20 protein-coding genes are annotated in these 24791 nt (G+C 71.9%); 9 read left to right on the top strand and 11 right to left on the bottom strand.

Going from position 1 to position 24791, the window contains the following annotated elements:
* Position 1 precedes the first annotated feature (1 nt).
* Entirely contained in the window at positions 2-844 is an 843-nt protein-coding gene (locus ACTH43_RS05725; protein WP_441443963.1) for a hypothetical protein, read from the top strand.
* A 117-nt stretch (positions 845-961) separates the two neighbouring features.
* Positions 962-2257 (top strand): alkaline phosphatase family protein, encoded by a 1296-nt coding sequence (locus tag ACTH43_RS05720; RefSeq protein WP_441443962.1) that lies wholly within the window; start codon positions 962-964, stop codon positions 2255-2257.
* Between the two features lie 60 nt (positions 2258-2317).
* Here the strand turns inward: ACTH43_RS05720 and ACTH43_RS05715 are convergent, their stop codons facing one another.
* The 3 genes from ACTH43_RS05715 to ACTH43_RS05705 all read right to left on the bottom strand — a co-directional run bounded on the left by ACTH43_RS05715 (position 2318) and on the right by ACTH43_RS05705 (position 5148).
* Complete coding sequence (locus ACTH43_RS05715; RefSeq protein ID WP_441443961.1) at positions 2318-2851, bottom strand: hypothetical protein; 534 nt, start codon at positions 2849-2851, stop codon at positions 2318-2320.
* A 140-nt stretch (positions 2852-2991) separates the two neighbouring features.
* Positions 2992-3810, bottom strand: a complete 819-nt coding sequence (locus tag ACTH43_RS05710) for an alpha/beta hydrolase (protein WP_441443960.1) — start codon at positions 3808-3810, stop codon at positions 2992-2994.
* A gap of 45 nt (positions 3811-3855) precedes the next feature.
* A complete protein-coding gene (locus ACTH43_RS05705; RefSeq protein ID WP_441443959.1) occupies positions 3856-5148 on the bottom strand; it encodes an MFS transporter in 1293 nt (430 codons plus the stop codon).
* A gap of 280 nt (positions 5149-5428) precedes the next feature.
* Here ACTH43_RS05705 and ACTH43_RS05700 point away from each other — a divergent pair, with 280 nt between their 5' ends.
* Together ACTH43_RS05700 and ACTH43_RS05695 are read left to right on the top strand one after the other, a co-directional pair.
* Positions 5429-7363: a solute carrier family 23 protein gene (locus ACTH43_RS05700; protein WP_441443958.1), complete on the top strand. Its 1935-nt coding sequence runs from the start codon at positions 5429-5431 to the stop codon at positions 7361-7363.
* Between the two features lie 151 nt (positions 7364-7514).
* Positions 7515-7952, top strand: coding sequence for an OsmC family peroxiredoxin (locus ACTH43_RS05695; protein WP_441443957.1), 438 nt, complete (start codon positions 7515-7517; stop codon positions 7950-7952).
* Positions 7953-8087: 135 nt separating this feature from the next.
* Here the strand turns inward: ACTH43_RS05695 and ACTH43_RS05690 are convergent, their stop codons facing one another.
* Positions 8088-8651, bottom strand: coding sequence for a DUF421 domain-containing protein (locus tag ACTH43_RS05690; RefSeq protein WP_441443956.1), 564 nt, complete (start codon positions 8649-8651; stop codon positions 8088-8090).
* Positions 8652-8710: 59 nt separating this feature from the next.
* Here ACTH43_RS05690 and ACTH43_RS05685 point away from each other — a divergent pair, with 59 nt between their 5' ends.
* On the top strand, positions 8711-9643 hold the full coding sequence (locus ACTH43_RS05685; RefSeq protein ID WP_441443955.1) for a hypothetical protein: 933 nt from the start codon (positions 8711-8713) through the stop codon (positions 9641-9643).
* A gap of 265 nt (positions 9644-9908) precedes the next feature.
* Here ACTH43_RS05685 and ACTH43_RS05680 read toward each other — a convergent pair whose 3' ends face one another.
* Positions 9909-11495 (bottom strand): solute symporter family protein, encoded by a 1587-nt coding sequence (locus ACTH43_RS05680; RefSeq protein ID WP_441443954.1) that lies wholly within the window; start codon positions 11493-11495, stop codon positions 9909-9911.
* Positions 11495-11866: a DUF485 domain-containing protein gene (locus ACTH43_RS05675; RefSeq protein WP_441443953.1), complete on the bottom strand. Its 372-nt coding sequence runs from the start codon at positions 11864-11866 to the stop codon at positions 11495-11497. Before ACTH43_RS05675 ends, ACTH43_RS05680 begins: the two co-directional genes overlap by 1 nt.
* A gap of 355 nt (positions 11867-12221) precedes the next feature.
* On the opposite strand from ACTH43_RS05675, the gene ACTH43_RS05670 reads away from it, so the two are divergent.
* Positions 12222-13454, top strand: a complete 1233-nt coding sequence (locus ACTH43_RS05670; RefSeq protein WP_441443952.1) for an XdhC family protein — start codon at positions 12222-12224, stop codon at positions 13452-13454.
* Between the two features lie 34 nt (positions 13455-13488).
* On the opposite strand, the gene ACTH43_RS05665 is transcribed toward ACTH43_RS05670, so the two are convergent.
* The 4 genes from ACTH43_RS05665 to ACTH43_RS05650 are packed head-to-tail and all read right to left on the bottom strand — an operon-like array spanning position 13489 to position 17957.
* Positions 13489-14136, bottom strand: coding sequence for a nucleotidyltransferase family protein (locus ACTH43_RS05665; RefSeq protein WP_441443951.1), 648 nt, complete (start codon positions 14134-14136; stop codon positions 13489-13491).
* Positions 14137-14156: 20 nt separating this feature from the next.
* The gene (locus ACTH43_RS05660) at positions 14157-16229 is read right to left on the bottom strand and encodes a xanthine dehydrogenase family protein molybdopterin-binding subunit (protein ID WP_441443950.1); all 2073 of its coding nucleotides are present in this window, start codon (positions 16227-16229) and stop codon (positions 14157-14159) included.
* Entirely contained in the window at positions 16222-17301 is a 1080-nt protein-coding gene (locus ACTH43_RS05655; protein WP_441443949.1) for an FAD binding domain-containing protein, read from the bottom strand. Before ACTH43_RS05655 ends, ACTH43_RS05660 begins: the two co-directional genes overlap by 8 nt.
* Positions 17298-17957, bottom strand: coding sequence for a (2Fe-2S)-binding protein (locus tag ACTH43_RS05650; RefSeq protein ID WP_441443948.1), 660 nt, complete (start codon positions 17955-17957; stop codon positions 17298-17300). The genes ACTH43_RS05655 and ACTH43_RS05650 overlap by 4 nt, the downstream gene beginning before the upstream one ends.
* A 143-nt stretch (positions 17958-18100) precedes the next feature.
* On the opposite strand from ACTH43_RS05650, the gene ACTH43_RS05645 reads away from it, so the two are divergent.
* From ACTH43_RS05645 to ACTH43_RS05635, 3 genes are all read left to right on the top strand, one after another.
* Positions 18101-19066 carry a DNA topoisomerase IB gene (locus tag ACTH43_RS05645; RefSeq protein ID WP_441443947.1) on the top strand — a complete coding sequence of 322 codons (966 nt, stop codon included), beginning with the start codon at positions 18101-18103 and terminating at the stop codon, positions 19064-19066.
* Between the two features lie 80 nt (positions 19067-19146).
* Positions 19147-21735, top strand: a complete 2589-nt coding sequence (locus ACTH43_RS05640; RefSeq protein WP_441443946.1) for an excinuclease ABC subunit A — start codon at positions 19147-19149, stop codon at positions 21733-21735.
* An 806-nt stretch (positions 21736-22541) separates the two neighbouring features.
* Positions 22542-23324 carry a hypothetical protein gene (locus ACTH43_RS05635; protein WP_441443945.1) on the top strand — a complete coding sequence of 261 codons (783 nt, stop codon included), beginning with the start codon at positions 22542-22544 and terminating at the stop codon, positions 23322-23324.
* Positions 23325-23347: 23 nt separating this feature from the next.
* On the opposite strand, the gene dnaB is transcribed toward ACTH43_RS05635, so the two are convergent.
* Positions 23348-24727, bottom strand: coding sequence for a replicative DNA helicase (gene dnaB / locus ACTH43_RS05630; RefSeq protein WP_345081390.1), 1380 nt, complete (start codon positions 24725-24727; stop codon positions 23348-23350).
* Between the last annotated feature and the right edge of the window lie 64 nt (positions 24728-24791).

The following is a 24791-nucleotide window of genomic DNA, read 5'->3' as shown; positions in this document are numbered from 1 at the left end:
CATGCGGCGACGCTCTCTGGCCGCGCTGCTCACCGTCCCCGGCGCCCTCCTGCTGACCACCGGCTGCGGCGGCCCTCGGCCGGTCCCCACCTCCACCGATATCGCCCGCGACCCGCTCGCCTCGCTCGACCCCGCCGTATGGAACGCGCGCTCCGCCCAGGAGCTGCGTGGCCTGAGCATCCAGGGCGCGGCCGAGGAGCTGGACGGCTGGGCCGATCTCAGCGCCGACGACAGCGTCCTCGACTCGGCTCGCGACCTCCTCACCACTTTCGTGAGCGCCGCCTATCTCGCGCCCGAGGACCTGCGCGGCCTGGACGACGAGGCCGCGCACGACCACATCGCGAAGAACTCCCCCGAGTTCTGGCGGGACGGGCTGCGCACGGCCTGGGACGACGGGAACCGTCTCTTCTATGCGATCGCGCTCGCCGAGCCGTTCCGCACCGTCGGCCGCCCCGCGCTCGCCGCCGGCTGGCACCGCACCGAGCATGAGGAGGGCCCAGCCCTCGCCCTCGGAGCCACCATCGCCTGGACCGCCATCGACACCGCGACCCGGGCCGTCGGGCTGTTCGCCTACCGCCTCGGGATCGTCGCCCAGATCGCCGAGGACGGCAGCGTCGCCGATGCCGCGATCCGCCTGACCATCCACGGCCTCGATGGCTGCGGGATCGCCGAGCAGGAGGGACTGCTGGTCCCGGCGCTCGCCGACGACGAGTTGCACCGCGCGGTGCAGAAGGCCACCAAGGAGGAGGTCCTCGCCTCTCCCCACATCCCGCTCGACGACCTCCTGGACCAGGATTCCCCGCTGTTCGCCGGGGACGATCTCACCTACGTCACCTGCGACTGAGCCTTCGCACACGCTGTTCATCTTGCGGTGGCCCGGTGCTCACCGGGCCCTCGTGTCGTGGCCAGAGGACCCTCCTATGGTTCCTGGACTGCTGTCGAGGACCTGAGGAGGTGTCCCATGAGCCGCTCTCGCACCCTGCTGCTCGCCGTCGACGGGCTCGATGAGAACGACCTCGAGATGCTCCGCGACGCCGCCGCGCCCGTTGACGGCGACAGCCGGTTCCCAGTGCTGTCACGGACCGTGCTCACCGGGATGACGGAGCTGCGGATCCGCCCGGGGGGACCCTCCGAGCCCGCACCGGCGCTCGCGAGCCTGATCACGGGGGCATCCGTCGCCCACACCGGGGTCGCCACCGCGGAGCCCTTCGCCCTGGACCGTCCCGAGAGCCGCTCCGCCTGGTATGCGAGCTCGATGGCGGCGCCCACCCTGTTCACGCAGGCGCATGCGGCAGGGCTGGTGACGGCGGCGCTGCAGTGGCCCGCGACCGCTGGCGCCGAGATCGATCTCTGCCTTCCCCTGGTCGAGGACCTGCACCGCTATCGCACTCGCTGGGAGATGGCGGTGGCCACCAGCTCGTCGCGGATGGTTGCGGAGCATCTCGCCCTCCGCCGCGAGGCCGGGGTCCAGCTCTCCCAGGTCCCTCCCGACGATCTTGTCGCCGAGATCGCCGCCGAGGCGCTCGAGCGCGGACACATCGATCTGCTCGCCGCACGACTGACCGGGCTCGCGATCACGCGCCGCACCCTCGGTCCCGGGACGGCACAGGCGCAGCGTGCCCTGCTGGACACCGCCGACGTCCTCGAGCAGATCCTCACCGCCTTCGCGCCCGTTGCCGAGGATCGGGTGCTCCTGGTGCCGGGGCGGCCGCTGATCCCCACCACCCTCCTGGCCCATCCCAACACGACGCTGGCGGCGCATGGCCTGCTCCGCGCCGAGGGGAACCGCCTGGAGGACGTCGATGCGCTGGTCTGGCCGGACGGCCCCCGCGGGGTGGTGCATGTACGGCGCGAGGCGGGTGCCGCGGCCCGCACTGACGCCCTCCGCGCGCTCAGCACTCTCAGCGAGGTCAGCGCGCATGGCCGGCTGTCGCTGCGGCAGGTGGACGACGGCGTGGGAGCCAGCGATCAGACCGATGTGATCGCGGTGCTCGAAGGAGACCGCGGGACAGTCTTCGGGCTCTCCGCCACGCATCGCTCGCTGGTGGAGGGGGACGACCCCTACTACGCAGGCCCATGCACGGTCAGCGACCCGTCGGCCGTCGCCGTCGTGCTCGCCTGCGGGCCGGGACTGCCGGCGAGCACCGTCGAGGGGTCATGGGCCGACCTCGGTGTGACGCTCGCGCACGCGATCGGGCTCAGCCTGCCCGGCGCGACCGCGGCCGGCATGAGCGCTCCGGCTGCAGCGACCGCCTGACCGCGGCTCCTGCCGAGGACAACCAGCGGGACGTGGTCTCCGCCGGACGACGACCAGTGCTCAGCGGGCGCGACGCGCTCCCCTGCCCAGGACGGCCCGGAGGCGGGCCAGGAGCCCGGGCGGCGGTGGGGCCAGCCGGTCCCGCAGCTCGTCGAGGGCGGGGGCGTGGTGCACAATGTGGTGGCGGCCGTCGTGCAGCGCCGGGTGCGGGGGCGGGCCGACGACCCCTGCGGGTGAGACCTCCAGCGAGCGCACGATGCGGACGCGGCGCGTGCGGTCGGCGTCCATCACCACCTCGAGGGAGTCCGGAGCAGCACCGAGCTCCGCGAGGATCTCGGCGCGCAGGCGTGCGAGGGCCGCATCGAGCGCTGCGGATGCTGCGGGATCGGCTCGCACGGCCTCGCCGATCGGCACCACCACCAAGTTGCCGTCCACGTCGATGATCCCGTCGATCACCTCGTGGCTCCCGACGGCGCGTCCCTGGTCTCGCAGCGTGAGCTGCTGCAGCACCAGCCGCAGGGTTCCTGCCGTGGAGTGCACGATCAGGGCGTCACGGATCTCTGCCAGCACGGAGCGGCTGCCGGTCCAGGTCATGCTCTCGCTGTGATGACTGCTGTCGCTGCTGCTGCCACTGCTGCTGCCATCACTGCTGCAGCTGTCATCGCTGCCGTCACTGCGGCTGACCCGCTGATCGCCTCGCGCCATGAGGCACAGGGTAACCGCAGGCGGTGAACTCAGTGAGCGGCGCCGCCGTCCATCCCCAGCGCGCCGCGCACCGCGGCGATCTGGAACCGGCGGGCACGCTGCGAGGCAGGTCCCTCCCCGCGGATCGCGACGGCGTGGGAGGCCTCCGGGATCTCGAGGTACTCGTGCTCGGCGCCAGCCGCGGTGAGCGCACTGTCCAGCCTCCGGGCATCGGCGATCAGCTCGTCGTGAGAGCCCGTGACGAGGTGCACCGGGGGCAGGGCGGACAGCCCTCCCAGCAGCGGGCTGAGGCGCGGCTCTGTGCGCGGGACCCCGCCCGCATACAGGCGGGCTGCGGTGCTCAGCTCCTCCAGCCCGTGCTCCTCCCGGCTGAGATCGACCCAGGGGGATTCGAGCAGAAGCGCGGCCGGTGCCTCGTGGGTGCTCTCGGCGAGCACCTGGGCGACTGCGAGGGCGAGTCCGGCGCCCGCGCCGTCCCCCGAGAGGACCCAGCGGCCGGGGCGCAGGATCGCTGCTTCGGCCATGCCGTCGAGGGCGTGGAGGACGTCCTCGATCGCGGCCGGGTAGCGGTGGCGCGGCGCCAGACGGTAGTGGATCATCGCGCCCGCGGCGCCGGAGCGTCGGGCGATCTCCTCGAGCCAGCTCCAGGTCTGCGGGCTCTCACCGCGCAGGTAGCCGCCGCCATGGAGGTGAACGATGGTTGCGGCCCCCGCGAGCTCCTGGTCGAGCCAGGTGACGGGCACCTGTCCGTGCCGACGGCGCTCCACCCGGGACGGGGCGGCGACGGCGCGCGAGGGCGTGGAGGGCCGCTGGGAGGCCAGGATGCGCAGGGTGCGGACGAGGCTCATAGGAGCATCCTGCCACGGAACCGCCTGTCGGCAGGGGTCTCCCGCTCAGGCCGCGATCTCGTCGTCGACCATCCGCGGGAGCGCCGCGCGGAAGCCCGAGACCGCCATCACCAGGCCGGTCGCTGCGAGGAACCACAGCACCGCGTCCGAGGAGCCGGTGGCTCCCAGCAGCGCGCCGGCCACGATCGGACCGAGCGCGGCCAGGATGTATCCATAGGGCTGGGCCATCCCGGAGAGCCGGGCCGTGACCAGCGGGTTCCGGGTGCGAGCGGGCAGCAGCGCGATCGCGGTGGGGAAGACGAAGCCGCCGATCCCCAGGACGCAGGCCCACAGCATCGGGCTCACGCCGGGCGCCAGCAGCAGACCGATGTAGCCGGCCGTGGTGAGCAGACCGAAGCCGCCCACGATCCAGCGCAGTCCGCGCACCTTCGCGATCACGCTCGGCATCACGAGCCCGCCCACCAGGCCCCAGCCTGCGATCACGGCGACGAGCACCCCGGCGCGGGCAGGGGTGACACCGGCGTCGGTGAGGATCTGCGGGAGCATCCCGAACTGGGTGTACGCATTCAAGGACTGCATCGAAAAGGTCACCATCAGCGCGATCGCGGTCGGCGAGCGCAGCAGCGAACCGCTGAGCTCCCCACGGGGCGGGGCCGGCGGGAAGTCGTGACCGGTGCGGGTCAGGACGATCGCCCAGACCACCACCGGGACCACCACGATGATCCCCCAGAACCGCAGCGAGTCCTGCCAGCCGTCGGCCGCACCTCCTGCGAGCGGCACCGCGAGAGCGGCACCGAGCGAGCCGCCGATCGCGAGCATCACGCTGTACAGGGTCATCAGCGCCACCGTGCGTGCCCCGCCGTGGAGCTTCACCCATGCCGGCACCAGCACGTTGCCGAGCGCGGGTCCCAGCAGACCCAGCACCGACAGCGCCACGAACACCGAGAACAGCTCGGAGACGGGCCGCAGCAGCAGCCCGATCGCGACCAGCACGAAGGAGGCGACGATCGCACCGGTCAGCCCCACCCGGCGGGAGATCGGGACCGCCAGCAGCCCCAGCACGCCGAAGGCGAGGCACGGCAGGGCGGTCAGCAGCCCCGAGGCGAAGGCGCCCTGCCCATAAGCGCCCACGACGCTCTCCATCAGGGGGCCGACGCCGGTCGCGCCGGGGCGCAGGTTCAGTGCGATGGTCGCGATGGCCAGCACAGCGAGCACGGTGCCGACGGCTGTGGTGCGCGCGGGGACCCGGGCCGTCGAGGCGGGCACTGCCGGGGCGGCATCGTCCTGAAGAGCGTCGGCCGGGCGGGGGGCGCTGTCGCGAGGCGGGGAAGTCGTCACCGCACCCTTCTACCCCGCCCGCGCAGGAGAAGCCACCCGTTGCCTTCGATCTCACCCACGCGGTCTGCCACCGCTCTCCTCAGCCGCCGCCAGCGGCTCCACCCGCGCTCAGCCGCTGCCAGCGGCTCCGCCCGCACGTTGTCCGATCTCACCCGTCTCACCCGCGGGCGCGCTGCGCCCGCAGCGGCGCAGGAGCCTACTCTGGTGCGCGGCCGTCCCGTCGGCCCCGCCTCCTCTCCCACGTCGAGACTCCCACTCTCGACGGACCTCAAGGATCCTGATGACCACCGCCGCCGCGCCGAGCGCCCCCGCAGCCCGCACCCATCCCGTCGACCAGGTGCCGCCCGCCGGGAAGCTCACCGTGCTGTCGGTCCAGCACGTCCTGGCCTTCTACGCCGGCGCGGTGATCGTGCCGCTGCTGATCGCGTCGGGCCTGAACCTCACGGCCGAGCAGACGATCCACCTGATCAATGCCGACCTGTTCACCTGCGGCATCGCGACGCTGATCCAGTCCGTCGGCTTCTGGAAGGTGGGCGTGCGCCTGCCGATCATCCAGGGCGTGACCACCACCGCGGTGAGCCCGATCATCGCGATCGGCCTGGCCGCGACCGGCGGCGAGGGCGGCGCCGAGGGGCTGCCGATGATCTACGGCTCGATCATCGTCGCGGGCCTGTTCACCTTCCTGGTCGCCCCCTACTTCGCGAAGATCCTGCGCTTCTTCCCGCCGGTGGTGATCGGCACCGTGCTGACCACGATGGGCATCACCCTGCTGGGCGTCTCCGCCGGGGACATCACCAACTACGCCGAGGGCACCCCCGCCGCCCGCGACATCCTCTACGCGCTGGGCACGCTCGCGATCATCGTCCTGGTGCAGCGGTTCTTCCGCGGCTTCCTCGGCACCATCGCGATCCTGCTGGGCCTGGTCATCGGAACCCTGGTCGCCGTGCTGCTGGGCGACACCTCCTTCAACGGCGTCACCGAGGCGTCTGCCTTCGGGGTCACCACCCCCTTCTACTTCGGCATCCCCACCTTCTCGGCGACCGCGATCATCTCGATGATCATCGTCATGCTGATCACGATGGTGGAGACCACAGGCGACGTCTTCGCCGCGGGCGAGATCGTGGGCAAGCGGATCCGCCCCAAGAACATCTCCGAGGCGATCCGCGCCGACGGCCTCTCCACTCTGCTGGGCGGCGTGCTGAACTCCTTCCCCTACACCTGCTTCGCGCAGAACATCGGGCTGGTGCGCCTGACCCGCGTGAAGTCCCGCTGGGTGGTCGCCGGAGCGGGCGTGCTGATGATCATCCTCGGCGTGCTGCCCAAGGCCGGAGCCGTGGTCGCCGCGATCCCCTCCCCGGTGCTCGGCGGCGCCTCGCTCGCCCTGTTCGCCTCAGTGGCCCTGGTGGGCATCCAGACCCTCTCCAAGGTGGACCTCACCGACAACCGCAACTCCGTCATCGTCGGCACCTCGCTGGGCCTGGCGATGCTGGTCAGCTTCAAGCCGGACATCGCGGGGGTGTTCCCCTCCTGGGCGCAGGTGTTCGTCTCCTCCGGCGTGACCGTCGGCGCGATCAGCGCGATCGTGCTGAACCTGCTGTTCTTCCACATCGGCGGCCAGCGCGGCTCGATGGTCACCACCACCGCTGCCGGCGAGCGGATCGGCATCGATGCGGTGAACGACATGGACCGCGAGACCTTCGTGGCGACCTTCGGCTCCCTGTTCAACGGCGCCACCTGGCCTCTCGAGCGCGCCTGGGAGGCCCGGCCCTTCGCCGACGCCCCCACCCTGCGCGCCGCGATCGAGGACGCGGTGCTCACCGCGGAGCGCTCCGAGCAGGATGCGCTGGTGCGCGCCTATCCGGACATGGCCACGCTGGTCACGGCCGACGAGGAGCAGGCCGGAGCGATCAGTCAGGACGTGGGCTCCTTCGCCCTGGAGAACCTCTCCGACGAGGACATCCTCGCGGTGCGCGACCTCTCCGCCCGCTACGCCGAGAAGTTCGACATGCCCTTCGTCGCCTTCCTGGGCCGCACCGACTCCTTCGCGAAGATCATCGAGAACGGCGTGCGGCGCCTGGACCACTCCCCCGCCCACGAGCGCCGGGTCGCGCTGACCGAGGTCGCCGAGATCGCCGGGGACCGCTTCGTGATCATGGTCGCCGACGCGAATCCCATCGGCTCCGCCTGGATCCGCAAGTTCGAGTCCCTGCAGTAGGCGGGCGGCCGGAACCCGGCAGACGGCGCGGCAGCGCGTGCGGGGGCCGCAGGGACGAACGATCCTTCCCGTTCGGCGGGGGTCCGGACTACGGTGGGAGGCGAGCGCCCTCTGCGGAAACGCGGGGCGACCGTCGACTGAAGGAGTCACCATGCCCCGTCCCGTCACCTCCACCGCATCCACCGCCTGGAAGGGCGACCTGCTCTCCGGCTCCGGCACCACCACCCTGGAGACCTCCAAGCTCGGCACCTTCGATCTGAGCTGGAAGGCCCGCGCGGAGGAGTCCGCACAGGGCACCACCTCCCCCGAGGAGCTGCTGGGCGCCGCGCACGCCGCCTGCTACTCCATGCAGTTCTCGAACATGCTCGCCGAGAACGACACCCCGCCGACTGCTGTGGACACGAAGGCCGACGTCACCTTCAACATCGCCGAGGGCGGCATCACCGGCATCGCACTGACCGTCACCGCGCAGATCGACGGGATCGAGGACGCCGACTTCCAGCGCATCGCCGACGAGGCCAAGAGCAGCTGCCCGGTCTCGAAGGCACTCGCCGCCGTGAACATCACCCTGGAGGCGAAGCTCGCCTGAGCCTCGCCACCACCCGACGCTCCGGCGTCGGGCCCCGGCCCCGGCCCCGCACCTTCGCTGGTGCGGGGCCGGATGCTTGCGGACGTGCAGCGAGGCAGGCGCGGGTGCGACTGGCGTGGACGGGGGCGGACCCGCTCAGTGCATCAGTGAGCGAGGGATGATCTCCGCACCACGCACATTGCGCACCAGGCGCTCGTCGATCATCTCGCCGCGGCGCACGATGGTCAGCCCTCCGCGCGGCTCGAGGATCACCAGGTCGGTGTCGATCACGTGGCGCACGCCGCCGCGCCGCAGCAGCGTCAGCAGCTGCGTCTCGCGCAGCCCCAGATGGCGAAGATGCCAGCGGAGCACATGGCCATGGACCATCACCACCGTCGGCCGCGGCCCGCGCCGGGTGAAGATGCGGTCGACACCGAGCCGGAGCCTGCCCAGGAGGAACTCGAGCACCAGCAGGGTGGTCACCGCGATCAGCCCGCCCACCAGCGTCGGTGTGTTGCCGAGGATCGCGCGGGCGACGAGGGAGCCCAGCAGCGCCATCACCGCGAAGCTCAGCATCGACGGGTTCGCGCTGAGCCGTGGCCCGGCGACCTGGAGGATCAGGGTGAAGATCAGGTAGAGCACGATGCTCGCGATGAGCACGCCCAGCGCTCCCGCGGGCGACGCCCCGATCTGGAACCAGAGCTCCTCGAAGAAGGTCATGGGCCCATTCTCCCGCATCTCCCCGCCGCCCCGTCGCGGTGACGGACTACGGTCGGGGCATGCAGCCGATCCCCCGCCACTGGGCCACCATCCGCGAGACCGTCACCGTCCCCGGCGGGGACGAGTGGGCACTCACGATCCATGGCGCCTCCGACACCTCGCCCGAGGACGCCCAGCGCGATGCGCGTGAGCGCCTGCAGCGCGTGGCCGCGGCCGGAGGCCCCGAGCGACGGACAGACAACGGACTGGAGTACTACCCGCTGCGACGCCTTCCGGAGGAGCTGCTCGAGGAGCTCCACGGGCCCGACGACACCCTGATCGCGGCGATCACCCGCAACCGCTACGGCTCGGCGGTGCTGAACACCGATGCGGTGCTGATCAGCGACATCGACTTGGTCGAGCCGTCCTCGACGGACCGTGTGACGGCGGGCGGCGGAGGGCTGCTCTCGCGTCTGTTCGGCGGCCGCCGCGCGGAGGAGCTCACCGAGCAGCAGCAGGATCCGGACGCCTTCGGCCTGCGCTCACCGGGTCGTCGGGGGGAGCATCACGAGCGCACCCTGGCCCTGATCGAGGACTTCCGCGCCCTCCATCCCGAGCTGGGGGTGCGCACGTACCGCACCCGCAACGGCTTCCGTCTGCTGATCACCGGCAGCGGCGCGGCACCGTCGAGCGAGCGTGCGAAGAAGCTGATGGGGCAGGTGCGCAGCGATGAGCTGTACATGATCCTGTGCCGGGTCCACGACACCTATCGGGCGCGCCTGACCCCGAAGCCCTGGCGCGTGGAGGTGGACCGCTTCGAGGAGCTCGGCACCCGCACCGCGACCGATGACATCCACCGCGAGTGGGTGGAGCGCTACCGGACCGCCTCTGCGGAGGTGGCCGTGTGCCGGCTCCTGTCGAGCACCGGCCCCGCACCGGACCCCGTCGAGCAGCAGATCATCGACCTGCACGACCGGGCGGTGCGTCCGGAGTCGGGGCTGCGCCTGGCCTGAGCTCGCCCGGCCGATAACGGGTGGCGAGGTCCCTGCCTCGTGCGACAACCTCTTGCGCAGCTCGTCCGGCTCTTCGACCGCGACGCAGTCCACGGCAGGGTTACCGGTGAACGGCCCGGCGGCCGGGGATGCAGAGTTCTGCGCCCGCGAGGACCGATGCCGGATTCCGGATCGGTCCTCGCGGGCGCAGAACGTGGTCACTGGACCGTCGAGCCGCTGGGCAGCGCCGACATGCAGGGCTCCCCCGCCGGCCGCTCGCACCTGCTCAGTGGTCGATGGCCGCCTTTTCGGAGCCCGCACCGGTCATGGAGCGGACCTCCATCTCGGCCTGCTTGAGCTCGTTGTGCTCCGAGGAGGTCACCGAGCCGAGCCAGCCGAGGAAGAAGCCCAGCGGGACCGAGATGATCGCGGGGTTCGTCAGCGGGAACCAGGCGAAGTCGGCGCCGGGGATCATCGCCGTCTCGGAGCCGGAGACGACCGGGGAGAAGGTGATGAGGAACAGGGCGCTGAACAGGCCGCCGTAGATGCTCCACAGCGAGCCGCGGGTGTTGAACCGCTTCCAGTACAGGGAGTACAGGATCGAGGGCAGGTTCGCGCTGGCGGCGATCGCGAAGGCGAGCGAGACCAGGAAGGCAACGTTCTGCTCGGCGGCGAGGATGCCGCCGACGATCGAGACGGCGCCGATCACCAGCGCGGTGCGCCGGGCCACTGCGATCTCCTTCTTCGGATCGGCCTGGCCGCGCTTGATCACCCCGTTGTAGATGTCGTGCGCGAAACTCGCCGAGGCGGTGATCGTCAGGCCCGCCACCACCGCGAGGATGGTCGCGAAGGCCACCGCGGAGATGATGGCCATCAGCACCGTGCCGCCCACGGCATAGGCGAGCGCGGGAGCGGCGGAGTTCGATCCGCCCGGGAGGTCGCCGATCACGTCGACGCCCACCATGTAGGCGGCACCGAAGCCGAGCACCAGGGTGCACAGGTAGAAGAAGCCGATCAGGGCGATCGCCCAGACCACCGAACGGCGGGCCTCCTTCGCAGTGGGCACCGTGTAGAAGCGCATCAGCACGTGAGGCAGCCCTGCCGCGCCGAACACCAGCGCGATCGCGAGGGAGACGAAGCCCAGCTTCGAGGACCCGGAGGTGCCGTACTGGAGCATCGGCTCGAGGATCGCGGTACCGTCCGGATGCGCCTCCACCGCCTGGCCGAGCACCGCGGAGAGGTTGAAGCCGTTCAGGGCCAGGATCCACACGGTGGTGACGCCGACGGCGGTGATCAGCAGCACCGCTTTGATGATCTGCACCCAGGTGGTGCCCTTCATGCCGCCGATGAGGACGTAGAGGATCATGACGACGCCGACGACGGCGATCACGATCGACTGCCCGACCCGCCCTTCGATGCCGATCAGCAGGGAGACCAGTGCGCCGGCACCGGCCATCTGAGCGAGCAGGTAGAAGAAGGTGACCGCGAGCGTCGAGGTCGCGGCGGCGGTGCGCACGGGACGCTGGCGCATGCGGAAGCTGAGGACGTCCGCCATCGTGTACTTGCCGGTGTTGCGCAGCGGCTCGGCGACCAGCAGCAGCGCCACCAGCCAGGCCACCAGGAAGCCGACGGAGTACAGCAGGCCGTCATAGCCGTAGAGGGCCACGGCCCCGACGATGCCGAGGAACGAGGCGGCCGAGAGATAGTCGCCGGCGATGGCGATGCCGTTCTGGCGACCGGAGAAGGCACGGCCGCCGTGGTAGAAGTCGCTGGCGCTGGTGGTGGTCCGAGACACCCTGATGACGACCACCAGGGTGACGACCACGAAGGCCAGGAAGATCGCGATGTTGAGGACGGGATTGCCGAATTCCATCAGAGATCACCTTCCAGCTCGATGCGGATCTTCGAGGAGATCGGGTCGAGGGACTTGTTCGCGTGGCGGATATAGAGCCAGGTGATCAGGAAGGTCATGAGGAACTGGCTGAAGCCGAGGATGATCCCGAGGTTCAGGTTCCCCAGCACGTGGATCGACATGAAGCCCTCAGCGTAGGTGGACAGCAGCACGTAGGCCAGGTACCAGACCAGGAAGGCGATGGTCATCGGGATCGCGAAGCCGCGGAAGTTGCGACGCAGCTGGCCGAACTCCTCGGACTGCTGGACGGCGAGGAACTGTTCGGGGGTGGGGGACGACGGACTGCCGGGATCCGGCGTCGTCCCGGGGGACGCGTGGGACGGGGTGCTCACGGTGCACAACTCCTTCGTTCTGCGGGGACACCCAGTGGGGAGCAGGGTGTCGCTCGTGCGCAGTGACAGTAGCAGTTGTGATGGCGACCACAAGAAACGTTCGTCCGGAAAGCGTCGGGGCCGTCCTCACCCGCGCGCGACGTCGGAGCGGTGTTTCGAGAGCCCGTTGCTGATGGTGCCGCACGAGGGACCAGAAGTTTCGATGCCGGGGATCCGGCCGACGGGACATGCGGGGCCCGGCATGTCGCGCCGGCGCCGGACGCCCGGTTCCCGGGCCTCAGGCCACCCCTGCCAGGCTCCCGGTCACCCGGTCGGGATCATCGATCCGGCGAGAGGTCGCGCATAGGGTGGGCCTGTGCTCGATGTCCTGGCGATCGCCCAGCAGCGGCTGACCTGTGCTTCCGACCCCGTGGCCTGTGCCGTCGCGACCATCGTCGCGACGCAGGGCTCGGTGCCCCGGCCCGTCGGCACCTCGATGCTGGTCGGCGCCGACGGCTCGCTGCACGGCTCCCTCTCCGGCGGATGCGTCGAGGGCGCGGTCCTCGAGGCCTGCCAGGAGGCGATGGAGACCGGGGACGCCGCGGTGCACCGCTTCGGGTTCAGCGAGGAGGACGCCTTCGCCGTCGGATTGATGTGCGGCGGCTCCCTGGACGTGCTGGTGCAGCCCTTCATGCCCCCGTCGGCCGAGGATTCCGAGGCGGTACGGAGCCTGCTGGGGCTCACCGTCGACGGGCGCCCGCCCGCCGCGTATGTCACGCAGGTGCCACGAGACGCCGCCCCGCCGCTGGCCGCCCTCGTGCCCGGCAGCGGACCGGACGAGGTGCGACAGTCACTCGCTCCGCTGCTCCCCGGCGCACAGCTCGCAGACGCCGTCTCCCAGGTCGCGGGGATGATCCGCGAGGGCCGCACCGGCACGATCCGGCTCGCCCCGCAGAACGAGGGCGCGCCATCGAGCGGGGGCACGCCACCGAGCGTGGGCGCCCCGCCGAGGGGTAGCGCGCCGCCGAGCGCGGGTGCACCGCCGAGCGAGCTCTTCGTCGAATCCCGCACCCGGCCGGCGCATCTGGTGGTGCTCGGAGCCAACGCCTTCGGACAGTCGCTGGTCGAGGCCGCCCGCCCGCTGGGGCTGCGGATCACCCTGTGCGATCCCCGGCCGGCGTTCACCGATCCGGCATCGTTCCCGGGCGCGGAGGTGGTGCGCGCCTGGCCCCACCGGTTCCTGGCCGACGCCGCCCAGTGCGGTGACCTCGATCCCCGCAGCATGATCTGCGTGCTCACGCATGATCCGAAGGTCGACGTGCCGGCTCTCTCGGCCGCGCTGGAGCTCGACGTCGCCTATGTGGGGGCGATGGGGTCCCGGCGCAGCGATCGTGATCGACGGGCCGCCCTGCGGGAGGCCGGGGTCGGGGAGGAGGCGCTGGCCAGGCTGCGCTCCCCGATCGGACTCGACCTCGGCGCAGACACCCCCGCGGAGGTCGCCGTCTCGATCCTCGCGGAGATCCTCGCCGTGCGCGCGGCCCGCGGGACGGTGGAGCCGCTGCGCGATGGGAGCGGGCCGCTGCACGTGAGCCGCGGCCCCCGCGCCTGAGGGGTCAGCCCGAGGCGCCCAGGCGCCTGAGGGATCAGCCCGGGGTGCCCAGGCGCCAGAGCTGCTCGGGGAGGTCGAGGTCCGCGCCGTCCTCGAGGTCCGTGCAGTCCACCAGCTGCACGAGCTCCCGCTGGCCTCGCAGCAGCTCGCGGGCCCCCACCTCGTGATGCGCGGCGTCCGCCGCGGCGGCGGTCCAGCGAGCGTCGAAGAGCACCGGATGGCCCCGGCGGAGCCGCCCGGAGGCGTCACGGTGCGCGGCGGCGGTGATCTCCCCGCGGCGGTGGGCGGCGAGCACCCGGGCCACCTCCTCGGCGCTCACCCCGGGCCGATCCACCGGGGTGACCAGCACGTCTCGGCCGGGGCCGATCGCGGCCAGGCCCCTCTGCAGCGAGGTCCCCATCCCCTGGCGCCAGTGCGGGTTCTCCCGCGCCTGCACGCCGGGGACAGCCGCCACGGCGGCCCGCACCCGTGCCGCCTCCGCCCCGATGACCACCACGACCTCGGCGCAGCCACCACCGAGCAGCGCCCCGGCGAGGTGCTCAACCAGGGTGGCGCCGAGCGTCACCAGCAGCGCCTTGGGGCCACGGCCGAGGCGGGTGCCGGCACCCGCGGCGAGGATCAGGCCGACGGGCGGCTCAGCCTCGCCCCCGGGCCGCGGGCGGTCGGCCCCGGGAACGCTCACCGAGGCAGGGCCGGGCGCGCTCACCGAGGCAGGAAGGCGCTGCCGAACACGGGCAGGTCACGCACCCGCACCCCGGTGGCGTGGTGGGCGGCGTTGGCGATCGCCGCGGCGGCGCCGACGATGCCGATCTCGCCGATGCCGCGGGCACCGAGCGGTCCGGCCTGCGGATCCTCCTCGTCCAGCCAGTGCACCTCGAGGGAGCGGATGTCGGCGTTGACCGGCACGTGGTATTCGGCCAGATCGTGGTTGACGACGTGGCCGGAGCGGGGATCGAGCTCGCCCTTCTCATGCAGCGCCATCCCCACCCCCATGGTCATCCCGCCGAGGAACTGCGAGCGGGCGGTGCGGGGGTTGATGATCCGGCCGGCGGAGAACACCCCGAGCATGCGGTCCAGGCGGATCTCGCCGGTGGTCTCCTGGATGGAGACCTGCGCGAAGTGGGCACCGTAGGAGTGCATCGCGAACCTCTGCTCGGCCGGGTTCTCCCCCGCCTCCCCGGTCGTCTCGGCGCCCTCGGCCGGCGCCTGGCCGTGTTCCCGGCGGAAGGTCTCCGCGGCGGCGATGACCGCCGCGCTCCAGCTGGCCATGCCGGTGGACCCGCCCGCGACGGTCGCGTTCGGCAGCGCGGTGTCGCCGATCTGCAGGGCGATCAGGTCCGGGTCCACCTCGAGGGCGTCGGCCGCGACCTGGGTCAGCGCGGTCCAGGTGCCGGTGCCGAGATCCGCGGCGCCGATGCCCACCTCGAAGGTGCCCGCCGCGTGACGGATCCGGGCGATCGAGCCGGGCTGGCGGGCGGCGGGATAGGTCGCAGAGGCGACACCGCTGCCGATCAGCCACTCGCCCTCCCGGCGCGCGCGGGGCCGCGGGTCACGCTCGCCCCAGCCGAAGCGCTCGGCACCCTCGCGCAGGCAATCGATCAGGCGGCGCTGGTTGAAGGGCAGGCCGGTGTCCGGGTCGAGCTCGGGCTCATTGCGCACGCGCAGCTCGATGGGGTCCACGCCGCAGGCCTCGGCGAGCTCGTCCATCGCGATCTCCAGGCCCACCATGCCGGGCGCCTCCCCGGGGGCGCGCATCCAGGAGGGGACGGCGAGGTCCAGCGGGAGCACCCGCTGGGTGAGGTGCCGGTGCTTGCCGGCATACATCTGGCGGGCGGGCTTGATCGCCTCCTCCGGGAATTCCTTGGTGCGGGAGGAGCTGGAGACGGCGTCGAGGGCGAAGGCGCTGATGGTGCCGTCGGCCCGGGCTCCGATCCGGAAGTGCTGCGAGGTGGCCGGGCGGTATCCGGTGATCGCGAACATGTGCTGGCGGGAGACCGCGTACTTCACCGCGCGTCCGGGCACGGTGCGGGCGGCGAGCGCCGTGAGCATCATGTCCGCGTGCGGCACTCCCTTGGAGCCGAAGCCACCGCCGACATGGGGGCTGATGATCCGCAGCTGCTCGGGGTCGATGCCGAGCATCGGGGCGAGCGCCTCCCGTGCCGGGTGGACGCCCTGCGTCGAGGTCCACAGGGTGAGGTCCTCACCGTCCCAGCGCGCGATGGTGGTGTGAGGCTCCATCGGGTTGTTGTGCTCGAGCGGTGTGGAGTAGCGCTGGTCCACGACGATCTCGGCGGCGGCGAGCGCGGCCTCGACGTCCCCGGTCTCGACGTCATCGGCGCCGTCCTCCGGCTCCCGCACGTCCGGGTGATCGGGACGGAAGCGGGCATCGTGGGGAGCGGCCTCGGTCGTGATCGCGACGAGGTCGGCGGCGTGGCGGGCCGTCTCCGGGGTCTCGGCCAGGACGGCGCCGAGGTACTGGCCGTGGAACCCGATCCGGTCGTCCTGGAGGATCGCCAGCTCCCCGTCCTCGGTATCGGCCAGGCGGGGCGCGTCCTGGTGAGTGAGCACCCGTGCCACCCCGTCGAGGGCGAGCGCAGCGGCGGCGTCGATCGCGGTGACGCGGCCGCGGGCGATCTTCGAGCACAGCGGGTAGAGGTGCAGCGGGTTCTCGACGGGATGCTCGTAGGCATAGGGGGCGCGGCCGCGCACCTTGTCCGGACCGTCGATCCGCACCCGGCCGGTGCCGATCGCGGAGGCACGCAGCAGGTCACTCATCACGGGCCTCCTCAGGCTCCTCGGGCTCCTCGGCGAGACCTGCGAGCTGCGCGAGCACGCTCACCATCACGCCCTGGGCCATGGGCAGCTTGAACTCGTTGCCCTCGACGGGCCGGGCCTGCTCGAGCTCGGCGGCCGCGGCCCTGCGGAACGTCTCGCGGGTGGCGGGCGCCCCGGCCAGGAGCTCCTCGGCGCGGCGGGCACGCCAGGGGGCGTGGGCGACCCCGCCGAGGGCGATTCGTGCGGAGCGGATCCTCGGTGCCGTGGCGCGCTGTCCGGGATCGCCCGGCTCGGCGTCGCTCGGTCCGGGGTCGCCCGGCTCGAGGTCGAGCACCGCCGCGACCGAGACCAGCGCGAAGGCGAAGGACGCGCGATCGCGGATCTTGCGGTAGGTCGATCGCGCCGAGCGCACCGGCGGCGGCAGCTCGACGGCGGTGATCAGGTCGCCGTGCTCGAGCACGGTGTCGCGCTCGGGCTCGGCGCCCGGGAGGCGATGCAGGTCGGTGAGGGGGATCCGCCGTTCCCCGCCGGTGCCGAGCACCACCACGGTGGCCTCGAGCGCGGCCAGCGCTACCGCCATGTCGGAGGGGTGGGTCGCGATGCAGTGCTCGGAGGCGCCGAGGATCGCGTGATAGCGGGTGTAGCCGCCGATCGCGGAGCAGCCGGAGCCCGGTTCGCGCTTGTTGCAGGGGGTGGTGGCGTCCTGGAAGTACACGCAGCGGGTGCGCTGGAGCAGGTTCCCCCCGGTGGTGGCGGCGTTGCGCAGCTGACCGGAGGCGCCCGAGAGCAGGGCGCGGGAGAGCATCGGGTAGTCGCGGCGCACCCGGGGATCGGCGGCGAAATCGCTGTTGCGGACCATGGCGCCCAGGCGCAGGCCGCCGTCGTCGAGCTCCTCGATGTCCGCGAGGTCCAGGCGGCCGACGTCGACCAGCAGCTCGGGCGCAGTGATCCCGAGCTTGAGGTGGTCCACCAGGTTCGTGCCCCCGGCCAGGTAGGTCGCGTCGGGCCGCTCAGCGACTGCGGCGACCGCGGCGGCGGGATCGCTCGCCCGTTCGTAGTCGAAGGGTCTCATCGTGCGTCCTCTCCTGCTGCCAGGTGCGCCGTCCGGTGCGCCGCGGGCTGCGCCGCCTGCTGTGCCGTCCAGTGCGCTGCGGGCTGCGCCGCTGCGGGCTGCGGCGTCTGACCCGCCGCCTGCTGCACGGCAGCGACGATGTTGACGTAGGCGCCGCAGCGGCACAGGTTCCCGCTCATCCGCTCGCGGATCTCGTCCTCGGTGAGCTCGACCGGGCGGCCCGGATCTGCGTCCACCGGGCTCGCGTCCTCGGGATCGGCGCCTACGGGGTCCTCGGTGACCACGCTGGGGCGCCCGTCGGCCGCCTCCCGGAGCACTCCGGCGGCGGAGCAGATCTGGCCGGGGGTGCAGTAGCCGCACTGTAAGGCGTCCTGGTCCAGGAAGGCCTGATGGAGGTCGGAGAGCTCGCCGTCGGGTGCGAGCCCGTCCGAGGTGATGACCTCCGCGCCGTCGACGGAGACGGCCAGCGCCAGGCAGGAGTTGAGGCGCCTGCCATCGATGAGCACGGTGCAGGCGCCGCACTGGCCGTGGTCGCAGCCCTTCTTCGGGGAGGTGTTCTCGAGATGGTCGCGCAGGGCATCGAGCAGGGTGGTGCGGGGGTCCACGATCAGCTCATGCTGCTGACCGTCGATGACGAGGTGCACTGGATGGCCCATCGGGCGCCTCCGGATCGGGTCGGGATTCGAACCTACTGTCCTCGGAGGTGCTCGGCAACCGGTCGCGCGCGCACCGACCGATCGTTCGCCCGCGCTCTGGGTGCGGGTCCTACGATCCCGTCATCCGTTCCGGGAGGAGAGCCATGGCGCGTCTGCATCGGGTGTCCCCGGAGCGCGACCCGGGCCTGTCCCGCTCCCTGACCTCGCGGGGCACCGTGCGCCTGACCCGGCCCGACGGTCGCGTCGCGAGTGGCCGCGATCGGCGCCGCGTCGAGGCGCTGGTCATCCCGCCCGCCTGGAGCGAGGTGTGGATCTGCGCGGACCCCCTGGGGCACATCCAAGTGGTGGGCACCGATGCCGCCGGGCGCCGGCAGTACCTCTATCACCCGCAGTGGCAGTCCCGGCGCGGCCGCAGCAAGTACGAGCGGGCGCTCGACCTCGCCGAGACGCTTCCGAGGGCCCGCGCCCAGGTCACGCGGGCGCTGCGGGGCGAGGACCTCGACCGGGAGCGAGTGCTGGCCACCGCCTTCCGCCTGCTGGACCTCTCGGCCGTGCGGATGGGTTCGACGGCCTCCCTGCGCAGCGGGCGCAGCCGGGGCCTGACCACGCTGCAGCGCCGGCACGCCCGGGTCGACGGCCCGGTGGTGACGCTCGCCTTCCGCGGCAAGAACCGGATCGAGCATCAGCTGGAGCTGGAGGACGAGGACCTCGCCTCCTCGATCAGGCAGCTGATCGTCGGCGACCCGCGCACCCTCCTGCTGAGCTGGCGGGAGGGCCGCCGACGCCGCTCACTCACCCCTGCCCTCGTCAACGAGCACATCGCAGCCGTCACGGGTGGCGCCTTCACCGCGAAGGACTTCCGCACCCTGCACGGCACCGTGATCGCCGCGCAGACCCTCGCCGATATCGGGCCGGTGCGCGGTCGCCGTGCCCGTGCGCAGGCAGAGCGGGCAGCGGTGCAGGCCACGGCGAGCGCGCTCGGGAACACCGTGGCGGTCGCGCGCAGCTCCTACATCGACCCCCGGGTGCTGACCCGGTATCGGCGGGGGGAGCTGCTGGCCGGGTCGCGCAGCCCGGAGGCGGCGCTGCGGGATCTGCTGCGGGGATGACCGTTGGGGATGACCGGTGGACATGACCGGTGGGGCATGACCGCACCCCGGGCACGGCCGCCGCTTGCTACGTTGGCGGGATGGATCTTCACGACCTCTCCCTGACCGGCGGCGATGACGGCTATGTGCACGTGCGCGGCGCGCGACTGCACAATCTGCGGGATGTCGATGTCGACCTTCCGCGCGGTCGGCTCGTGGCGTTCACCGGCGTCTCGGGCTCCGGGAAGTCCTCGCTCGCCTTCGGCACGATCCATGGGGAGTCCCAGCGTCGCTACCTCGAGTCGGTCGCGCCGTTCGCGCGCCGGCTGATCGGCAGCGCCGTGGACCCCCGGGTCGAGGCGGTCACCGGGATGCCGCCCACTGTCGCTCTCGAACAGCGCACCACGGCGGGCGGCACCCGCTCCACCGTCGGCACCACCACGAACCTCTCCAACGCGATCCGGCTGCTGTACTCGCGGGCCGGCGACCATCCGGCCGACGTCCTCGAGCGCGGCGCCGCCCTCCATGCCGCCCAGCACAGCGGCCTCCCCAGCGGCCGCCTGACCTCGGACTTCTTCTCCCCGAACACGCCCGACGGCGCGTGCCCGCGCTGCCACGGCGTGGGCGCCCTGCGCGAGCCCACGGAGTCCTCGATGGTCCCCGACGCCTCCGTCTCGATCGATGACGGGGCGATCGCCGCGTGGCCCGGGGCGTGGCTCGGCAAGAACTTCCGCGACATCCTCGCGACCCTCGGGATCGACATCCACCTCCCCTGGCGGGAACTGCCGGAGGAGACCCGCGACTGGATCCTCCACACCGAGGAGCAGCCGGTGGTGACCGTCGAACCGGTGCGCGAGCCCGGCCAGGCCCATGGCACCTACCAGGGGCAGTGGCGCAGCGTGGAGCGATACCTGCGCGACACGGTGGCGACCTCGAAGGCGGAGTCCTCACGCCGGCGCGCGCTCACCCACTTCGAGGTCTCCACCTGCCCGCTGTGCGAGGGGCATCGGCTGGGGCCGGACGCGCTGCGCGTCACCTATGCCGGTCTGCCGATCTGGCAGCTCACCGCGCTGCCGCTGGATGACCTCCTCGCCGCGCTGACCTCCCGCATCGAGGCGCTGCCCCGCGGCGAGGGCACCCCGGAGCAGGAGGCGGAGAGGATCCTGCTGCCCTCCGTGCTCCCGGTGCTGCGCACGATCGTGGGCCTCGGCCTCGGGCACCTCGCCCTGGATCGCCCGGCGGGCACCCTGTCCACCGGTGAGCTGCAGCGGCTGCGACTCGCCGCCCAGCTGCGCTCGGGCCTGTTCGGCGTGGCCTACGTGCTGGACGAGCCGTCGGCCGGGCTGCATCCCAGCGAGAAGGCGATGCTCCAGCACCTGCTGGACTCCTTCCTCGCCGAGGGGAACTCGGTGCTGCTGGTCGAGCACGACATGGCGCTGGTCGCCGACGCGGACTGGATCGTCGACGTGGGGCCGGGCGCCGGCTCCGACGGCGGCGAGGTTCTCTACTCGGGCGTCACCGAGGGGCTGGGCGAGGCGCAGGACTCGGTGACCGCCCGCTACCTCGACCCGGCACCGCTCGCGCTACGAGGATCCGACGACGTGCGCGAGCCCGGAGGCTGGCTCGAGATCGACGGGCTGAGCACGCGCACCCTGCGCGACGTGGACCTGCGCCTGCCGCTGCGGTCCTTCACCGCGGTCACAGGCGTCTCCGGGGCCGGCAAGTCCACGCTGGTCACGCACTGCCTGGGCACGATCCTCGGCGAGCGCGTGCGCACCACGGTGGCCGACGAGCCCGACCCGTCGGCCGACGGAACCGAGGTCGCCGCGCCCACCGACGCTTCCGGCGTCGCGGATGACCGGGTAGGGCACGGCGAGGTGCGCGGCGCCGAGGGCATCGACCGGCTCGTGCACATCACCCAGCGGCCGATCGGCCGCACGCCGCGCTCGTGCCTGGCCACCTATACGGGGCTGTTCGACCGGGTGCGGCGGCTGTTCGCCGGCACCCCCGAAGCGCGGGCGCGCGGCTGGGGCGTGGGCCGCTTCTCGTACAACGTCGCCGAGGGCCGCTGCCCCGAGTGCAGCGGCACCGGACACATCGAGGTGGAGCTCGTGTTCCTGCCCGGCTCCTATGCGACCTGCCCCCGCTGCCGAGGCACCCGCTACAACCCCGAGACCCTCGAGGTCCGGTGGGAGGGGCTGAACATCGCCGAGGTGCTGGGGCTGTCCGTGACGCACGCCCGCGAGGTGTTCGCCGCCGATCCGAGGATCTCGCGGGCGCTGGATGCGCTGCACGCGATCGGGCTGGGGTATCTCACCCTCGGCCAGCCCGCCACCGAGCTCTCCGGCGGCGAGGCGCAGCGGATCAAGCTGGCCACCGAGCTGCAGCGCACCGTGCGCGGGCACAGCGTGTACCTGCTGGACGAGCCCACCTCGGGCCTGCATCCTGCTGACGTGGATCTGCTGGTGAGCGAGCTGAACCGGTTGGTGGACGCCGGGCAGACGGTCCTCGTGGTCGAGCATGACCAGCGGGTGATCGCCCAGTGCGACCACGTGATCGACATGGGCCCCGGGGCGGGTGCGAAGGGTGGGCGGATCATCGCGCAGGGCGCTCCGGCGCAGGTCGCCGCGGCGGAGGCGAGCCTGACGGGGACGCATCTGCGCGACGCGGCCCGCGGCGGGGCCGGCTGAGCGGTCAGCTGCGCGGCGTGAGCTGTCCTTGCTCTGTAGCTCAGCGCGCCGTCGGAGCCCGTCCCTCAGCTCCGGCGGAACGGTCGGAGTCGGGATGATCACGGGCATGCCTGCAAGCGCCGGCTCGACGTCCGTCGCGTCCCTGTCCGCTCCGCGCGAGGTCGTCCCAGTGCGAGGTGCGAGCGCTCCCATGTAGTTGAGCACGGTGAGCAGGATGGACATGGCGCTGGCAACGACGGCGAAGTAGTTCCCGAGCACGAGGGCGGTGCCCATGCCACCGCTCCAGGTGTTCCGGAACAGCATCAGCTGCATGTCGAACAGGAGCACCACCAGCGCCAGCACCTTCGCCGCGTACGAGACCATCGCCCCCACCTGCCAGCCTCGGCCAACCTCCCGGTCACGGGCCATGCCCTTGACCCAGGGGTCGAACATGGTGGCGACCAGCAGCACGGACAGGATCTGGGCAGCGCCGAAGGCGGACTCCGAGACGCTCGCCCCCGACGTTCCCGCGGGAACGCTTTCGCCGCCGGTGGAGCGGGCGGCGGAGCTGGCACCGAGCTGCACCGATCGGCGGACGGCGCGATCGACGAGAAACGGCCCGGGACAGCGCACATACTCGGTCTGGTGAGCTGGGCGAGTGTAGTGTCCTGGCCACAGCGATATCTCGCGACGTCGTCGACGACGGGAGGGCTCACGGCCGGTTCGAGCTGCCAGAGCAGCTTCTGCGACCCGTGGTCTCGCCCTGATGGGCGACTGTCCCAACTCAGCGACCCAGATCTCGGAGAGGGTCATCCCAGGGAGGCTCCATGAACGCGAAAGTTGTGTGGGAGCCCTGGCCCACCGCCCCGGACGCGCCCGCCGGGTTGCTGCGCCCCGGCGCGGCCGCCCTCGGCATCCGCCACCAGGGGGAGCTGCGCGCCGTGCTGCGCCGCTGGGTCGGGGACAGCTCGAGGTGGTTCACCCGCTGGCCAGACGGCGGCCCGTCGGAAGCCCCGGCACCATCGATGTTCTTCGGCAGGGCAAGCAGCACCGACACCGCCGAGGCCTGGTTCGAGATGACCGGCGTCGACGGTCAGGACCAGGTGCTCGCCCGCGCCGCGATCGCGCCCGGGGAGGAACTGCGATGGCTCGATGAGCCGCCCGACGGCCCGCTCGGCGCTGTGACCGCCGGTCTCGCCGAGCTGACCTCCCGGGCGTTCGGACCGGGCACCGCGCCGCAGCTCCGCGACGGCAAGGTGCTCGCTCTGCCCGGGCCCGAGCTGCCCGGCCTCAGCGAGGACCTGCGCCAACGCTCGTGGCACGTGCGCGACCACCGCGGATCGGCAGGAGACTCGGTGCTCCGAGCCCTCGAGATGCCACCCCTGCGGGATCCGGAGGAGGACACTCTGCGGGCCCGGCGCGCCCACCTCGTCCGCTCGTCGGCCCCGCTGTCCGCACCGGGACTCATAGTGTGGCGCACCGGCGGCGTCCGCCTCTGGCGCGGCGGCGCGCATCCGCTGCTCGACGCCCCGGTCGCGCCGAGCGATCTCACGGAGGCCGAGTCGCTGCTCGCCGAACACGTAGCGGGCGAACCATTCGGCGACGCCTGACCGGGCGCGGCGAGTCGACCGGCTCAGCCGCTGAAGCCGCCGCCGGAGTGGGCCATGTCCTTGAATCGGGAGTAGTGGCCCTCGAAGGCGACCGGGATCGTCTTGGTGGCGCCGTTTCGGTGCTTGGCGATGATGAGGTCCGCCTCGCCGGCGCGGGCGGACTCCTTCTCGTAGTAGTCCTCGCGGTGGATCAGCAGGATGAGGTCGGCGTCCTGCTCGATCGAGCCGGATTCGCGCAGGTCGCTCATCATCGGGGTCTTGTCGGTGCGCTGCTCGCTGCCACGGTTCAGCTGCGAGATCGCGATGACCGGAACCTGGATCTCCTTGGCCAGGAGCTTCAGGGCGCGGGAGAACTCCGAGACCTCCTGCTGGCGGGACTCGACCTTCTTCCCCGAGCTCATCAGCTGCAGGTAGTCGATGACCACGAGCGAGAGGTCATGCTTCTGCTTGAGCCGCCGGCACTTCGCACGGATCTCCATCAGCGACATATTCGCCGAGTCGTCCATGAACAGCGGGGCGTCGGCGATGCGGCTCATCGCGCGGGCCATCGACTGCCAGTCGCGGTCATCCATCGAGCCATCGCGCATGCGGTTCATCGGCACCTGGGCCTCGGCGCTGAGCAGACGCATCGTGATCTCGGTCTTGTCCATCTCCAGGGAGAAGATCACCGAGGTCTTGCCGTTGTGGATCGACGCGGAGCGCAGCACGTCCATGCCGAGGGTCGTCTTGCCCATCGCAGGGCGGCCGGCGAAGATGATCAGCTGACCCGGATGCAGGCCCTGGGTGAGCTCATCCATCTCGGCGAAGCCGGTGGGGGTGCCAGTGACCTGGCCGCCGCGGTTCTGGGTGGCCTCGATCGCGTTGAGGGTCTCATCGATCACCTCGCCCAGCGGCAGGAAGTCCTCGCTCTGACCACGCTCGGTGACCGCATAGACCTGGGCCTGGGCCTCGTTGATGGCCTCCTCGACCTCGCCGCCGTCGGACGCATAGCCCAGCTGGACGATCCGGGTGCCGGCCTCGACCAGTCGGCGCAGGGTGGCGCGCTCGACCACGATCTCGGCGTAGTAGCCGGCGTTCGCCGCAGTGGGAACCATGTCGATGAGATCGGCGAGATAGGCGCCGCCGCCCACCCGGGCCAGCTCGCCGCGCTTGGAGAGCTCATCCGAGACGGTCACCAGGTCAGCAGGCTCACCGCGCCCGTAGAGGTCGATGATCGCCTCGAAGACCATCTCGTGGGCGGGCCGGTAGAAGTCGTTGCCGCGGACGATTTCGACCACATCGGCGATCGCGTCCTTGGACAGCATCATGCCGCCCAGCACGCCGCGCTCGGCGGGGAGGTCCTGGGGCGGGGTGCGCTCCAGGCCGCGGTCGGGTCCAGCTTCGAAGGCCTCGGTAGATGTCACCGAGCCAGTGTAGGAAGTCCGGCTGACCGTCGGGACGTGATCTCTGACGGATGGGGACGGCTGG

The organism is Brachybacterium sp. (assembly GCF_052095815.1).
Classification (GTDB): Bacteria; Actinomycetota; Actinomycetes; order Actinomycetales; family Dermabacteraceae; genus Brachybacterium.
Note: the sequence above shows the minus strand (reverse complement) of the source record. Positions and strands in the feature narration are given on the sequence as shown.